The sequence below is a fragment of the Luteolibacter flavescens genome (assembly GCF_025950085.1).
In the GTDB taxonomy this organism is placed as follows: domain Bacteria; phylum Verrucomicrobiota; class Verrucomicrobiia; order Verrucomicrobiales; family Akkermansiaceae; genus Haloferula; species Haloferula flavescens.
In genome coordinates, this window is sequence record NZ_JAPDDS010000006.1 from 79,147 (window position 1) to 92,452 (window position 13,306).

Genomic DNA, 13,306 nt, shown 5'->3' on the forward strand with positions numbered 1-13,306 from the left:
GCGCGAAGGTCCCGTATGTTGTCGCCCTCATCAGCGAACCTACAGCCTATGAGGGTAGCTTCCAGCCAGCCTGCTCGCTCTCTCAATTTCACGTCGGAAGAGAGAATCGCCGTTTGAACAAGGCCTCGCGTCCGTTAGCATTGCTTCATGCCTAAGCCGTCCGGCACGTCACGCCGCCAACGTTTGCGAAGTTCCGGAGACTACGGCTTCGGTCGTCGTTTTCCCTGTACCGCGATTCTTTTTGGACTCGGAGTCATCTTTGCTGTGGTGATCTGGTTATCGATCTGACGGACCATCAATGCAGCCCCGCCCGCTCTATCACTGGAAATCCTTTTGGCTAGGGCTCTTCGTCGGGCTTTTCCTCGTGTGGGCCTGGCACGACAGCCTCACCAATGCGGTCGGCGGCTGCTATGGCAAGCCCGGGGGCACGGGCTACATGTTCACGCGAAAGAATGGGGAGTCCTTCCTCAGCGTGGTGACGCCTTGGTTTGCCAGCGGCCTTATCTGGAATTATGCTGGGGCTTGGGACCCGCGGACGGATCTCCGGTCGATGCAGGAGCATGGCAGGGTGAACTTCATCCGCATCCCCGATGCGGTGGTCGGCATTTCCTTCGTTTGGCTCTGGTGCGAGCTTCTGGGCTGGCGGTGGAGGCAGGAGCGAATGAGGTTGTCGTCTCTCTGCCAAGGGGAGTAGGTCACCGCAGCCAGTCGAAGCGTTTGTCGTCCAGCACCACTCTCCTAGCTTCGGGCCAAGCTGCGCACGAGGCGGCCACTGCGGACCGCGCCTCCTCATACCTCCCGGTCTCAACCATGGCCGTTGCCATCCCGTGGTAAAACGCCGCCGCCGCCTGCCGATCAAGGAAGCTTCCAGACGCGAGCTTCTCGGCTATCTCGGTTCCTCGACCCCAGTCCCTGGTCGCGTCGAATATCCGAACCAGAATCCGAAGAGCTTGTGGTCCTTTCCGTCTGGGCCGGGGCAATGAATAGATCGCGGCCTTGGCTTCGTTCCACAAGCCTCGCGCCGCCAGCTTTTCCGCTTGCGCAAGATTCATTCAGATACCTTCCGCTGGAATACGGGGCTGCGCAAAGGACATCTCGTCTACTGGCGGAACGTTGGCCGTATCTAGGCCGCGGTTGCCAATATCAGGTCACGCAACGGACTTGCTGTAGCGCTTTAAATCACCACGTTCAACCCATGAGGAACTACCTCGTCACCTTCCACTCCCCCGACGATCACGGCATCGAAGAGCGTCTCTCCGTGATCCTTTACAAAAACTACCGCGTGATCACCGAGGATCGCTCCGCGGGACTGTTTTTCATCACTGACGACAGCCATTCTGACGCATCGCACATCCTCGACCATCTGACCGGCTCGCTCGACGAAGAGTCGGTCTTCACTCTCTACGTCTTCGAAATTCGAGGGTCTTGGGATGCAGCGGCCGACGAAGAGGTGGTTCAGGCGCTGGAATCGAAAATTCGCCGGAATTGACGGAGACGAACGTCAGTCGCTTCCGAGATAGCTCTTTCGGAAGCGCTGGCGAGCAGGTTCAAGGCTCCAGGGATTGGAAAGCCGGAAATTAACCTGGGCAGCGGCAAACAGCGTCGAGCATCAGAGGGTTACGAGACTGGAAAACTATGCAGGCGACCGGACCGGGAGTTCGGAAAAGCCGCGGTCAAAACCGCAGATTTGCGGTGGGATTTGGAAATTCACCAAGGTTCAGCGGATGCGGACCCATCGGTGCTCTCCAAGCTTCTCCGAAGCGTGGAAGATCTGGAGTTGGAACTCGTAGCCCTCGCTGCTCACTGGATTGACGGGTGGAGCTCCGTTCGCAGGAAGAGACATTCCATCGAGTGGCGGGGTGTGTTGGTCAGCGGCACAAAGCCAATCACCGACCCTGCATTCTTTTGGGGATGGCTGCTGGCAGGGGGAGTCGTTCATTTCGACGGATTAGCAGACTTGCAGGCGGTCTGCAAGGAACGTGCATCTCGGTCAGTCGGGAGCGAATTCGGCTATTACGCGGTCCAGCAGGTCCTGCTGAACCACTTGATCCAGTCCGGACTCGGCAATCTTCCGGCGTAGGTATTCTGCCTTCGAATTCTGTGCGATGGCGCAGTCGCCGGGGGAACAATGCTGCTCTGTGATCAGCAGTTCGATGAATGCGCGTAGCTCCGCCTCGTTCATCCGGCCATATCAGCGGGGTTGGACGGTGAGAGCAAGATCTTCGGTTGCAGGTTGCCTCGCTGGCTCAGAAGGCATCGGTAGGGGGAGCTAGCGCATGTGTTCACGTGGTCAGTCCGTGACGGTCGCGTCAAGTCGGCCCGTAGCTGTCCACCTTCACCGGGTGGTTCAGCAGCAGGGGATTCACAATCACCTTCTCCGGCACCGTCTTGAATGTCTGGGCGTTCCAATGGGTCTTCCGGCGATTTGCGCTCTCCATCGTCATCCCGGCCCGCCGCAGCACCGAGGGGAGAGCGATCTCGGAGAAGCACTCCCGCGTCTCCTCCGCGCATCGGATTGCCTCGAGTACAGCCCGGCGGGAGAGCCTGAAGCAGGCCGGCACGAAGAAGCACGATGCCCAGTCCGGGGTGCCGCGATGGCTCCACCAGGGATTCTGCAACGTGGCAGCCCGCTCGCGTATCGGGTTGCTCACGCAGTCGGCGGGATTCCCTCGTTGATCGGCGAACAGCGCCTTCCATCGCTCCTGCGAGGCCACGCAATCGCTCTCGATGAACCAGTAGGCGTCGGCATCGACTGCGAGATCCCGCACGGCGGCGAGCCCCACCCATGCCGCCCGCACCCAGCAACGCTTCGTGAATGGAACCGACGTGTCCGCGGAAAGCCAGTTGCCCGGAACCCGAAAAGGGCGGGCGTGCCGTTGGTGGCACTCCGGCAGGGAGACGGCGATCACGCGCTCGTGGGCGTCCTGCAGGGCCTGAACGCGGAGGGGATGCCCCGTCACATCCTGAACGATGACCACCTCGGTCATATCGGGCTGCTGCTGTTGTCGTCGTCGCAGCCGGTCCGAATCACCTGCTCACCTTCCGTTAGGATCTTACGGCGGTCCCATTCCAGCCGACCGACCTCAGCCCCGTCACAGTCCTGGAAGATGATCTTGCCCTCCTTGCCGATCGCCTGATTCACCGTCTTGCTGCCCTGCTGCGGCTGCACCGTCGGACGCGGAGCGGGAGCGGGGCGCGGCCTGCCCACCGAGGAATCGCGGAGGGTCTTGGTCTCAAAGAAGGTTCGGACTGCTTCCCGCCGCTCGGTCTGTTGCTTGCTCTCAGGGATCATGGATAGGTGCTCTTCCACGTCCACGTGGCTGCCGCGTCGAGCGGCAGTTCGTAGAGGATGTTCCACTTCGTCCCGTTCCAGTGCGCGTTCGTGTCGAGCCCTCGGTCGAAGGCGGCCGTGTAGATCCGCCCGTCTGGCAGCGCGAGTGTCGCGGTGACGAGCGGGAGGGGGATCGGACCGTTCACTCCGGGGATGATCGTCGCCGTGCCGTGGATCGGGATGTACGCCCCGAATCGCGGAACCGGCGCCACCACGTTGAATGGCCACGTCGGCTGCGTGTGGCCGGGGATCGTCATGTCGAGGAAGTCGGCACCGTTGACGACGATGTCGGCCTGCGCGCTGCCGGGGAAAGACAGGGTGAGGACCATTCCCGGCCGCATTTCGCGGATCCAGACGAAGTGGTAGAAGTTGATGTGCTGGGGAGTGCCAGCTCCACCCGGACGGCTCGACGAGAACAGAAGCTCGATGTGCAACGGTCCGAGGTCGATCGTCGGGGCGTAGAACCACACCGGATCGGAGTCTCCCGCGGGATACCGGGCGACCACCGCCCAGCGCTCGCCATTCTCCCCAAGGTCGGAGGGAAGAGTGAAGACGAAGTTCCCGTTCGGGTGGACGGTGGCCAAGGTCTCGTCATCCGGATCGTTCTCCGGGTAGATGGCGATCGTGGTCGCACCGGCGGGAAGCGTGCCGACGTAGCCGATGCTGGCCTGGGTAAAGGTAGGCATCGCCAGCGGGATTACCGGAGCCGTGATCGTGATCGAGTTCGAGCGGATCGCCGCGTTCACCGGACTTGTCGCCACCACGCGGACGGACTCACCGCGGATCAGGCCGGGCAGGAGGGGGATGCCATAGTTCCCGCCGCCGTCGGCGGTGTCGTATGCCAGCAGCGTGTTTCCGAGGTAGGCATTCACCCGCGCGCCCGGCGTCGCCACGCCCTCGATGAGCACCGAGGTGGTGAAGGCTGCACTGGTGAGCGTGGGTGGCGTGCTCGAGGCCTCGACGACCGTCGCTGGTGACGTCCCGCCGGCATCGGTGGCTGTGACGGATACCTCGTCGCCGGGTGACAGCGCCGTGCTGAAGGCAAAGGCGAAGTTTCCCGCGGAGTTCGCCACCACCGTGGACGCTCCGACGCCGGGAGTCGTGTTCGCGCTCGCCGGTGAGGGGATGAGGCCTTGGCAGGTGCCGTTCGTGATCGAGATTGCCAGCGACGCATCATTCGGTGCGACCGCGCGCGCCGTGAGTGTGACCTGGTTCCCCGCGCTGCCGGGGAGATAGTCGTTGTTCGCCTGCGAGAGCAGGATGCCCGCTACAGCCTTCTCCGCCACGGTGGATGCGGTGTCGCCGAAACCCACGGCGAAGTCCACCTGCAGCGGGCTCCAACTGGCGACCCCGCTCGTGATCGTCGCCCTTGCGGTACCGGCGGCGGTGATGCTCACCGGAGAGTTTCCCGCCGTGGTGATGGTCGATGTCGCAGGCGTGACGCCAGTGCTGTTCGGGTCGGTCAGATTCATTCCGGCGGTGCCGTCGTTCGCGGCCGTCACACGCGCTGTCGCCAGAAGGTTCCCGCCAGCCGTGGAGAAGATCCAGTGAGCATTCGCCGCGGTACCCTCCAGCGCCCATTGAGCAGCGGTAGCCATCTCGCCCGCGGCCATCCCCGCGGTGAGCGGCACCATCACGCCCGTGACCGAGACGAGCGCCGAAGTGAAATCGACGAGCGCGTCGTCGCTCGTCGTGATCGTGCCCGCGAAGGCCAGCGTGAGAATCTGGGGCCGGTTTGCTGGAATGGTGACCGTTTCCACCTGTGCCACGGCGTTCACCAGAATCGAGATCCTCGCTCCGGGCTTCGAGGTGCCGGTGAGGGTGGTGAGGTCCGCAGAAATGGTGGCAGTCGGCGCGAGGGGCGCGAGGTCGTTGGTGGTGACTGGCGTGACCTGCGAAGGAATGCCCCCGCGGCGCGCGATGACGCTAAGCACGACCGGGTCGTTGTGGGTCACGTCCAGCTTCATCGAGTAGGCCCCGGAGCCGTCGCTCATGCCGCGACCGATGATTGTCAACCCTTCGCGGGCGCTGACTTCGGCGTAGGGGCTCGTCGTCCCGCTGATCGTCCGGTTGTCCGCGGAAATGTCGGCAGTCGGCAGCAGCGGGCGACCGGCGGCCGGCGGCGGGTCGTTCGCGCCGGTGTCTCCAGTGTAGCCATCCGGGGCCGTCTGCCCGAGTGGGATCGTCTGCCCGTTGTAGACGCCCGTCGTGTTGATTTCCTCGATCTCGATCAGGTAGAGGCCGTATCGGGTCTTCCGAGGCGTGTAGCCGATGATCATCGAGCTCGATCCGGCGAAGGCGGAGAAGCCGGGAGTGGCCGCCAGCGTGTTTGTGCTCTGGCCGACGCTGATAGTGTCGCCGTTCTCAATGTGGAGCTCGCCGTGAATCGTCTCCGGGATATCGAGCTGCCGCGCCTCCGCGAATGCCGAGTTTCCACGGTCGGAAGCATTTGCCCACGCCCGGCTGATGCCTATGGTTTCGTTCACCGTCACGATCTTCTGGATCGGATACAGTAGCCGGAGTGCGTCGGGCGTCGTCGTGAGGAATCTCAGGATCCGTGCCTCGTAGGGACCGCCGGATGGCTTCACGATGTCATAGGCGAAGTAGTAGGCCTCATCGTAGGCGGGTGCGGCCTCCGGCGAGTTCGCCCATGCCCACGCTGCCACCAAGTTGATTCCGCGGAGCAGGGCGGGGAAGGGGTAGTTTGCATCCGCCGGGATGGAGACGAGCTGCCGCGGGGCGGAGTAATCACCAGCGAGCCGCGTGGTGATTTTCAAGTCGTGGTGCTCGCTGCCGCTGACACCCTCGACCGTCACTCCGCCGCCTGAGCTGTCTGCCACGCTGCCACGGGGGACAACCTCGGTCGTGCGCGTCACGCTCGCATCGAGTTCGTCGTCATAGAAGGGCTCGATCTTCGGTGAGAGAATGAAGATCCGCTCGACGGCCACGAGAATGGAATTCGGGTCGCTGCCGATCTTCGACACGGTCTCGGTGGCAAATTTGAAGGGCGGGAAGAGCGTGTCGGGGGTTCCTGCCGCGGGAATCGTGCCCGCATATCCGCTGGCCAGATAGTCGGCCCGCTTCATCACGTAGAAGCGGCTTACCGTATCGCCGCCGGACTTGCTGAAGTTGTAGCTGTCCTGAGCTGCGAAAGTCGCCGGTGCCGGAAGGTGCTGGATCCACACTTCCTTGTGATTGTTCCCACGGGGTGACGAGCCTCTGGCGATGATGAGGTGCCCGCTGAACTGTCCCCACTCGGGACCGACGGGCGCACCGATGGCCGGAAGCGGCGTCTGCACCGAGACCGCCCGCTTTGTCGTGTAGATGTTGATGATCCCCTGGAACTGGGAGTCATCCACCGTCGTGCGCGGTGTGAAGGCGTCGTCGGCCATGGGTCAGTAGGTCGAGGTGAACCGCGCGCCGGCGCTCTTCCGCGGATTGAGGGAAGCCAGCAGCTTCAACGCGCTCTGGTAGTCGTCATCGACCGACACTTCGGAATTTCCGGGAAGGTAGAAGGCGGAAGAGCTGAGCCGCTTGAGGGCGATGGGATAGAAAAGGGTCTGGACGAACTGCAGCGGGATCGGAAGGGCCGCGTTGCTTGCTAGGCTGTCGACGACGACCGGAGGTGCCAGCATGGCGCGATACTCAAGCACGCCGTCGACCGCCGGTGCCGGTTGGATTTTGAGGCGCTGCCGCGGCCCCGACGTCGCGTCCTTCATCCAGGTGTCCACCGTGTAGCCAATCGGCTGGCCGATCCGCTGTGCGACCCGCGGAGGCGGCGGGTCAGCCTGATGGTGTCGATGGAGACCGAAGTCATCATCCCGCGGCGGGAGCGTCGGGTATTCGCTGGCCACGAGGTTTCCCAGTTCCCGGCGATTCGCCTTCACCGGCTCGCAAACCTCCATCACGTCGGCGTCCAGCGTGACGCAGTCCTGAAACACCGTGGCCAAGGTGCTGCCGGTGGGCCCGTCGTGCGGCACCTTCAGCATCACGGCAGCAGCGTCGTTGCGGATCTGGTTATCGAAGGCGCTTCCGTCGATCACGATCGCGCAGCCCGCCATCCATGCTTCCCATCCGGTGGTGATGGTTGCAGCCGAGCTTCCATGCGTGACGGTGATCGTCACTCGCGCCGGAGCCCGCAGCAGTGCGCCCTTCTCGTCGTAGCGGACCCATGGCGATCCCGCACCGAAAAGCTCTTGGAGCGCGGCATTCATCGCCAGTGCCACCGCCGCATTCCTTCCCGGGTAGTCGGCGTGGTCCGGAATCTGGCGCTCTTCCCAGGCGAAGCGGGTGAGGAGCTGCGCGGCAATGGCATTGATGGTCATGACAGGATCAGGCTTTCGACTTCGCCTTCTTGCTCGCGGGCTTCGCGGCTTTTGCTTTCTCAAGCTTCTTCCGGTCGCGGTATTGCTTCTGCCGCTCGGCATTGCTCATCGCTGCCTTGGCTGCCGGCTTCGATGCGGCATCAGCTTCCGGCCCCCGCTGGGTGGTGGCAGGCTGGTTGCTCAGCTCGCCCTCGATGGCCGCAATCTGACCTTTCAACGTGGCTTCGATCTCGTCCGTGGAAGCGCCGGAAGAGAGAAGCGAGATGGCGGACATGATGATCTCCGGCGCGCCGGTCAGTTCGGCGAGGCGCTTGAAGGTCTCCAAGCTCGATGGGGTGCCCGAAGTCTGCGCCGGGGGCTGCGCGTGTTTCCACGGGACCACGAGGATCATGAGGGGTGTCTTCAACGCGTTGCGCGTGCCCAGCACGTCCTGAGCAATCGACGTGTTCTTCGCGTAGACTCCCTTGGGGACGCCCGCCATCCACACCGAGACGGGAACGTCGATGACGTGCGCCCCTATCTCGTTGTCACGCGTCGCGAGGTAGCGCCTCGAGAGACCGCGGAGGGTGTAGATCCCCGGATTATTGATCTGGCGGATGACCAGGCGCACGGCGTGGGTTTCATTGGGAGCCGCAAAGCGGATGAGGTCCGCGGCGGTGACGATTTGGGGCAGGTTCATGGAGATGAATCAGGGCCGCATCTGGGAAAGGAAAAGGGGGCGGCGGTAGATGCGCGACCGCCGCCCCCAGTGGGTTCCGAGCCCGGCCTCGTCAGATCGACGGGCAGGGGAAGCCTTCGTGCTCGATCGCATGGCGGACGAGCAGGTAGCTGACCGGCTTGCCGCGCGGGTTCTTCGTCACGCCGGTGCCGAAGAACTCCTCGTAGCCACGGCCTTGGATGTGGCCGTAGTCACGCTCCTGCTCGATCAGCGCATTGCGGATGCCACCGTAGGCGAAGCAGGCAGCCATCGCGCCGAAGACGTAGGACTCACCGAGGCACACGCCGCGGGCGTTCGCCTGGATGATGTAGGCACCGGCCTGCACCTGGTCCTTGTAGACGTAGCCAGCAGGGAGGTTGCTGTCGGCATCCGGTGTGATCACGTTGGCCGCAACCGTGGGCGTGGTGCCGAGGTTGAGCTGACCCACGATCTTCGCGCCCTTCGTCGATGTGCCGGCGGTGGTGGCGAGGATCTTCGTGATGACGATCTGGTTGCCATTGTTGCCGCTGCCGGTATAGGCGATGAAGCAGCGCGACCCGTCCGGATTGCATGCCCACGCGTAGTATTCGGTGGGGTCCGCCGCCGGGTTGTCGGTGATGAAGAACTTGAACGCGTGGCCGTAGAAGAACTGCCAATATTGCGACAGCAGGTTCGCCGGGTTGGTGACCAGCTTGCAGTCGGCTGCCGCGCTCGCGATGCTGAACGCCACGTTGTTGATGCCCGTCGGGCTCATCGCGCCGCCGGTGTAGTCGTCCCACGCCTCATCTGTCTCGCGCATCTCGAAGAAGGGCATGCCCTGCCAGTCGATGAGTTCGCCGGTGAAGTTCGCGTTCATCTCGCCGCGAGCGTGGCCATTGGCGAGCGCGAGCTGGAAGCCGTCGTCGTTGCGGATCGGCAGCATCGCAGTGCGGCCGCCGAAGATGAGGTATCCGTCGATCGCGCTGCCGGTACCCGAACGCTTCACCTGCATCGGCAGGCCGCCGAGACGGCCCAAGCGGGAACGGGCAGCGCTGCAGAGGTCGAGGCTGAGCGTGTCGGTGGCGAGGAGGTCGTTGTCGCTCGCGCGGTTGTTCACGCGGTAGAGGTTGCCGTCGACCGCCTTTCGAAGGCGCATCATCATGTCGTTCTGACGGTTGATGCCCATCTTCTTGCCGAGGAGCTTCAGCAGCGTGCTCGTCAGCTTGCCTCCCGTGGTCATGAGGTGGAGTTCCTCCTTGGTCAGCTCGAAGCCGTCGCGGTAGAGGCCGATAGCCACGTCCCACGTCTTCATGATCGAGGTGGAGGTGCGGCCGGTCAGCTCCTGCGAGCCTTTCGCACCGGGACCACCGGGCGTGCCGACAACCGTGAAGTTCACCTTGTCCGCCCCGCCGCCGCTGAGGTCGGAGTTCTCGACGAAGATGGAGCGCACTCCCATTAGGCTCGCGCCACCGGTGTATTTGGACGTGAAACCGGCAAAGGCGTTCTGCTGGGTCGCCGCCATGTGCAGCGTCTTGGAGAAGACCTCTCCCTTCAGTTTGGGATCCTCCGCGATGTATTCGGAGAGGATTTTGACATTCGAATCGCTATTGTAAGCCATGGATAGGGGTCAGTGGAGGTGGTTTGGTGATCCCGACGGCTGCATGTCACAGCATGTCTGCGAGGCGCTGCAGTTCGTCGGCGTTGAGGTCATCGATCCCCTTCGTGATCTGCTCCTTTGTCGGGCGGACGGTCGTCTGGTGCCCTGGTGCCAGGTTTGAGCCGACAGGCCGTGATGGCTTTGCCGGGGCAGGTGTGGCAGGTGGTTTCGCGGGTGCTCCCTTGGTGATTCCGAGATCGCTGGCCACTTCATCGGCCATCGCCTTGATGTAGTTCGGATCCTTCAAGCGTGGGTCGCCCTTCGAGCGGGCCGCGGTGACGCGGTCGTCGAGGATGCGGTTGAAGGCGGAGTTGTCGTCCGCCGTCTGCTCGGGATACGCGGCTTCCACCTCTTCGACGGCAGCTTCAAACCTCTGGCTGTAGACGGAGGCTGCGGCTGCCTGGTCCTTGGCCGTAACCGCCGCTTCCTTTTCCGCGTATTCGGCGCGGACGAGGTCGAGGCCGAGGGATTCGATTTCCCTCGTGAGCTTTCGGACTTGGGCCCGGTCGAAATCATCGTCGGCTTGGTCCCGCTGTTCGCGGAGATCCTCGATCCGGCTTTGAATCTCGCTGACCTTCGAAGGAGTGGCTTCGAGCTGTGGAGTGGGCTGCTGATCTTCCACCGGCGCTGCGTTCGACGGGTCCGCGGTGTTACCCTTCAGTAGGGCGACGGCCTCGAAAATGTCAGTGGCCTTGCCCTGGCGAATGAGTTCGACGGCGGCGGCAGTCTGTTGGGCTGCATCCGGATCGACTCCGTTCAAGGATAGGCGTCGGCGGAAGTTCTTCTCGGGATCGGCCGTCGGCGCTTGCTCCGGTTCTGCTTCAGCTTCGGCAGCAGCTGCAGGTGCAGCTTCCGGCTCGGCTTCGGCGGGTGCAGCGGGTTCGGCATCTTGGGAGGCCTCCTGCGGAACTGCGTCGATCGCGTCGAACAGTTCGTCCAAAGAAGCTCCATCAAATGGGGATGCGGATTCGCCAACCGGCTGCTGTTCGCTCGCGGGAGTGGCGGTATCAATCACGGGCGGCTGTTCGCTCGTCCCGTTCTCGTTTTGGTCTGACATCGCCGCGGATCGTGCCCGGCATTTTTCGGTGGCGTAACGGGCGCAACTGCTCAAGGTCCGCCGTTACGGACAGATGAGCATTGAGGCAGCAGAGGGATATATCGAGCTGGGCCTTTTCCACGATGCGTGGGACGCACTGGAGGACTTGGAGCCCGCTCAAAAGACCATGCCAGCCGTTATCCGGCTGCGGCTGCAATGCGCTCTTGGATTCGAGCGCTGGATGATGGTCGAGACCTTGGCTGACCTGCTAGCCCAAGGCGAGGAGAGTGATCGCGAGGGCGCGGCGCGGGCCTACCATCTCCTTGTCGTCGTGTCCTTGAGGGTGAAGAGAATCGAGACCGCAAAGCGATTCGTTGCGAAAGCCGTTGAAGCTTGGCCAGCAATTCGCTCGGAGATCATCGACGACCCGGATCTCTCCGAACTCTTCTGATAGGTTTTTCCGAAGGTATCCTTCGAAACTCTCTCCTCCAAGGGGGAGGCAAAAACGGATACGACTGCCGCTTCCCCAGAGTCATGAGCACATCCGGTTGGACTGGCCGGGTGCCGACAACGAGCCCCCGCGGCGGCGACCCGCGGGGGCTTCCTTCCCTCAGAGCAGGTTCCACTGCGACTCCTCTAACCATTTGCGATTTCGTTGGCGCGGTCCCCCCCGGGGATTAGGATGAGTTGCCCCCGTTGTATGGCGATACGAAGGGGCACAAACAGACAGCATACTGAGAGGCGCGCCTTCTTCTGAGAGGTAGAAGGCGCGCTTTTCTTTTGCGGAAGGACAACCAGCAAGTCGCATGGAATTTCTGCTCTGGCTTCCCTAGGCTTTCGAGGCGACCGGGCCTCTACGTAAAAATACTTTGACGACCTTGATTTCCATGTAAAGTAACCGGCGCTGTTTTCCTTGCGGCCGGTGGAAGCCGGGGGGCTTGAGAGACCACCGTCGCGACGAATCCAGCATCAGCTTCAGAATTGAGCCGTCCTCCCCGACGACCCATTCTGAGCAACCCGTCGATCTCTCCATCCGGGGGGACGAGAGATCGACTCAGCCATGGGTGCCCTCTCCATCACCCGGAGAGGGCACCTCCGGTCTGGCACACACCCATACCGGTGTCTTTGGGGGGGCGTTACAAAGAACATCGTCCCTCGATCATCGCAAGGAGATCGCGGATCAATTAGATCAAATCCCGGCGCTTGCCCGCTCCAACACTGCAGTGAACCGGTCTCGACTGAGCATCCAGCAGCGCGCGATCCTCGAGCTTGCCGCGCGACACGGCGGAAAGTGCTGGCCGGAGCTGATCTATCGGGAACTGCACGGACATCCTCCGAAATGCGGGAATGGGCCCGGTCGAAGGACTCCAATACCGCCTTCGACCCGGACCATGGTCTCAAAACGCCTGGCGACCTTGGTCGAGAGGGGATTGCTGAGGCGAGATGCCTATGGGCGCACCTTCACGCTGGTTGTGGCCGCGTAGGATGTCTGAATCTTTTGAGGTTCGACCGGTGGTGTGCCCGGCCCGGAGAAAGTTTTATCTGGCGCTTGGGGCGATCCACTTCAAGAGTGAACCTCTTCGCGTCTACCACTGATGCGGGCTCCTTTGGCAACCGCTTTGCCAACCCGCCTTTGGCCGGTCCGCTTTCCCACGTGCCTTATGCGCCAGATCGCTTGCCTCGACCAGATTCGCTCGTGCATCCTGAAGAGGATGCGATGCTCCTTTGTCTACAGACGCGAGAAGCTCGTCGCGGATCTCTACCTCCTTGGCCAATGTCGACCGAATCTCAGCTACATGGTGGTCGCTTGGGTAATCGAGCCGATCGAGAGGTGGCAGCACCTCATCTATTCCCAGATCTACGACCTTGAATGTGTGGGAAAAGCTGACGCGATTCGTCCCGACTTCAACCCTCGTGACCGAAAGATTGTCGTCATCGACACTCACTTGCCCGTGGTTCGCGGATCCCACCGAAACTGACTGAGCGGGACCCCAAGCGACAGCGGTCAGACTTCCTGCGAAGGCGGCGTGGTTGTCGGAGGAAGAATGATCGATGGCCGTCTATGGACCCACAGGCACGTGGCGACTCCGCAACCGCCGGACAAGCGTTCGATGTCCTTCCGCATCGCCTCCATCTGAACCGCCTGATCCGTGATCACCCGCGACTGCGAGGTAATCCGAGAATTAAGCGAGCTGAAGATCACGCTCGCCAGCGTGCAGATGCAGCCGCACAGGGCGGCAATGGTGCCGAGAAACCATCCAAGAGGAACTTCCATCGGGGA

12 protein-coding genes are annotated in these 13,306 nt (G+C 62.6%); 3 read left to right on the top strand and 9 right to left on the bottom strand.

What is annotated here, in order from left to right; genetic code table 11:
• The first annotated feature begins 298 nt into the window (after positions 1 to 298).
• Both OKA04_RS12255 and OKA04_RS12260 read left to right on the top strand, forming a co-directional pair.
• The gene (locus tag OKA04_RS12255) at positions 299 to 694 is read left to right on the top strand and encodes a hypothetical protein (protein ID WP_264501457.1); all 396 of its coding nucleotides are present in this window, start codon (positions 299 to 301) and stop codon (positions 692 to 694) included.
• 501 nt (positions 695 to 1,195) lie between these two features.
• Positions 1,196 to 1,489 (top strand): hypothetical protein, encoded by a 294-nt coding sequence (locus OKA04_RS12260; RefSeq protein WP_264501458.1) that lies wholly within the window; start codon positions 1,196 to 1,198, stop codon positions 1,487 to 1,489.
• Between the two features lie 501 nt (positions 1,490 to 1,990).
• Here the strand turns inward: OKA04_RS12260 and OKA04_RS12265 are convergent.
• The 8 genes from OKA04_RS12265 to OKA04_RS12300 form a co-directional block, all read right to left on the bottom strand.
• Positions 1,991 to 2,182 carry a hypothetical protein gene (locus OKA04_RS12265; protein WP_264501459.1) on the bottom strand — a complete coding sequence of 64 codons (192 nt, stop codon included), beginning with the start codon at positions 2,180 to 2,182 and terminating at the stop codon, positions 1,991 to 1,993.
• 127 nt (positions 2,183 to 2,309) lie between these two features.
• Positions 2,310 to 2,987: a hypothetical protein gene (locus tag OKA04_RS12270; RefSeq protein ID WP_264501460.1), complete on the bottom strand. Its 678-nt coding sequence runs from the start codon at positions 2,985 to 2,987 to the stop codon at positions 2,310 to 2,312.
• Positions 2,984 to 3,292: a hypothetical protein gene (locus OKA04_RS12275; RefSeq protein WP_264501461.1), complete on the bottom strand. Its 309-nt coding sequence runs from the start codon at positions 3,290 to 3,292 to the stop codon at positions 2,984 to 2,986. Before OKA04_RS12275 ends, OKA04_RS12270 begins: the two co-directional genes overlap by 4 nt.
• Complete coding sequence (locus OKA04_RS12280) at positions 3,289 to 6,723, bottom strand: Ig-like domain-containing protein (RefSeq protein WP_264501462.1); 3,435 nt, start codon at positions 6,721 to 6,723, stop codon at positions 3,289 to 3,291. Before OKA04_RS12280 ends, OKA04_RS12275 begins: the two co-directional genes overlap by 4 nt.
• Before the next feature lie 3 nt (positions 6,724 to 6,726).
• Positions 6,727 to 7,656 (bottom strand): hypothetical protein, encoded by a 930-nt coding sequence (locus tag OKA04_RS12285; RefSeq protein ID WP_264501463.1) that lies wholly within the window; start codon positions 7,654 to 7,656, stop codon positions 6,727 to 6,729.
• Positions 7,657 to 7,663: 7 nt separating this feature from the next.
• Complete coding sequence (locus OKA04_RS12290) at positions 7,664 to 8,335, bottom strand: hypothetical protein (RefSeq protein WP_264501464.1); 672 nt, start codon at positions 8,333 to 8,335, stop codon at positions 7,664 to 7,666.
• 91 nt (positions 8,336 to 8,426) lie between these two features.
• Positions 8,427 to 9,950, bottom strand: a complete 1,524-nt coding sequence (locus OKA04_RS12295) for a hypothetical protein (protein WP_264501465.1) — start codon at positions 9,948 to 9,950, stop codon at positions 8,427 to 8,429.
• 46 nt (positions 9,951 to 9,996) lie between these two features.
• Positions 9,997 to 11,100, bottom strand: a complete 1,104-nt coding sequence (locus OKA04_RS12300; protein WP_264501466.1) for a hypothetical protein — start codon at positions 11,098 to 11,100, stop codon at positions 9,997 to 9,999.
• 19 nt (positions 11,101 to 11,119) lie between these two features.
• Between OKA04_RS12300 and OKA04_RS12305 the strand changes: the two genes are divergently transcribed.
• The gene (locus OKA04_RS12305) at positions 11,120 to 11,476 is read left to right on the top strand and encodes a hypothetical protein (protein WP_264501467.1); all 357 of its coding nucleotides are present in this window, start codon (positions 11,120 to 11,122) and stop codon (positions 11,474 to 11,476) included.
• 1,554 nt (positions 11,477 to 13,030) lie between these two features.
• Here OKA04_RS12305 and OKA04_RS12310 read toward each other — a convergent pair.
• Positions 13,031 to 13,300: a hypothetical protein gene (locus OKA04_RS12310; protein WP_264501468.1), complete on the bottom strand. Its 270-nt coding sequence runs from the start codon at positions 13,298 to 13,300 to the stop codon at positions 13,031 to 13,033.
• Between the last annotated feature and the right edge of the window lie 6 nt (positions 13,301 to 13,306).

Excerpts from the sequence above, each read along its gene's own strand:
- OKA04_RS12280 (WP_264501462.1), bottom strand. The coding sequence starts at position 6,723 with ATGGCCGACGACGCCTTCACACCGCGCACGACGGTGGATGACTCCCAG.
- OKA04_RS12285 (WP_264501463.1), bottom strand. The coding sequence starts at position 7,656 with ATGACCATCAATGCCATTGCCGCGCAGCTCCTCACCCGCTTCGCCTGG.
- OKA04_RS12290 (WP_264501464.1), bottom strand. The coding sequence starts at position 8,335 with ATGAACCTGCCCCAAATCGTCACCGCCGCGGACCTCATCCGCTTTGCG.
- OKA04_RS12310 (WP_264501468.1), bottom strand. The coding sequence starts at position 13,300 with ATGGAAGTTCCTCTTGGATGGTTTCTCGGCACCATTGCCGCCCTGTGC.
- OKA04_RS12265 (WP_264501459.1), bottom strand. The coding sequence starts at position 2,182 with ATGAACGAGGCGGAGCTACGCGCATTCATCGAACTGCTGATCACAGAG.
- OKA04_RS12295 (WP_264501465.1), bottom strand. The coding sequence starts at position 9,950 with ATGGCTTACAATAGCGATTCGAATGTCAAAATCCTCTCCGAATACATC.
- OKA04_RS12305 (WP_264501467.1), top strand. The coding sequence starts at position 11,120 with ATGAGCATTGAGGCAGCAGAGGGATATATCGAGCTGGGCCTTTTCCAC.
- OKA04_RS12260 (WP_264501458.1), top strand. The coding sequence starts at position 1,196 with ATGAGGAACTACCTCGTCACCTTCCACTCCCCCGACGATCACGGCATC.
- OKA04_RS12275 (WP_264501461.1), bottom strand. The coding sequence starts at position 3,292 with ATGATCCCTGAGAGCAAGCAACAGACCGAGCGGCGGGAAGCAGTCCGA.
- OKA04_RS12270 (WP_264501460.1), bottom strand. The coding sequence starts at position 2,987 with ATGACCGAGGTGGTCATCGTTCAGGATGTGACGGGGCATCCCCTCCGC.
- OKA04_RS12255 (WP_264501457.1), top strand. The coding sequence starts at position 299 with ATGCAGCCCCGCCCGCTCTATCACTGGAAATCCTTTTGGCTAGGGCTC.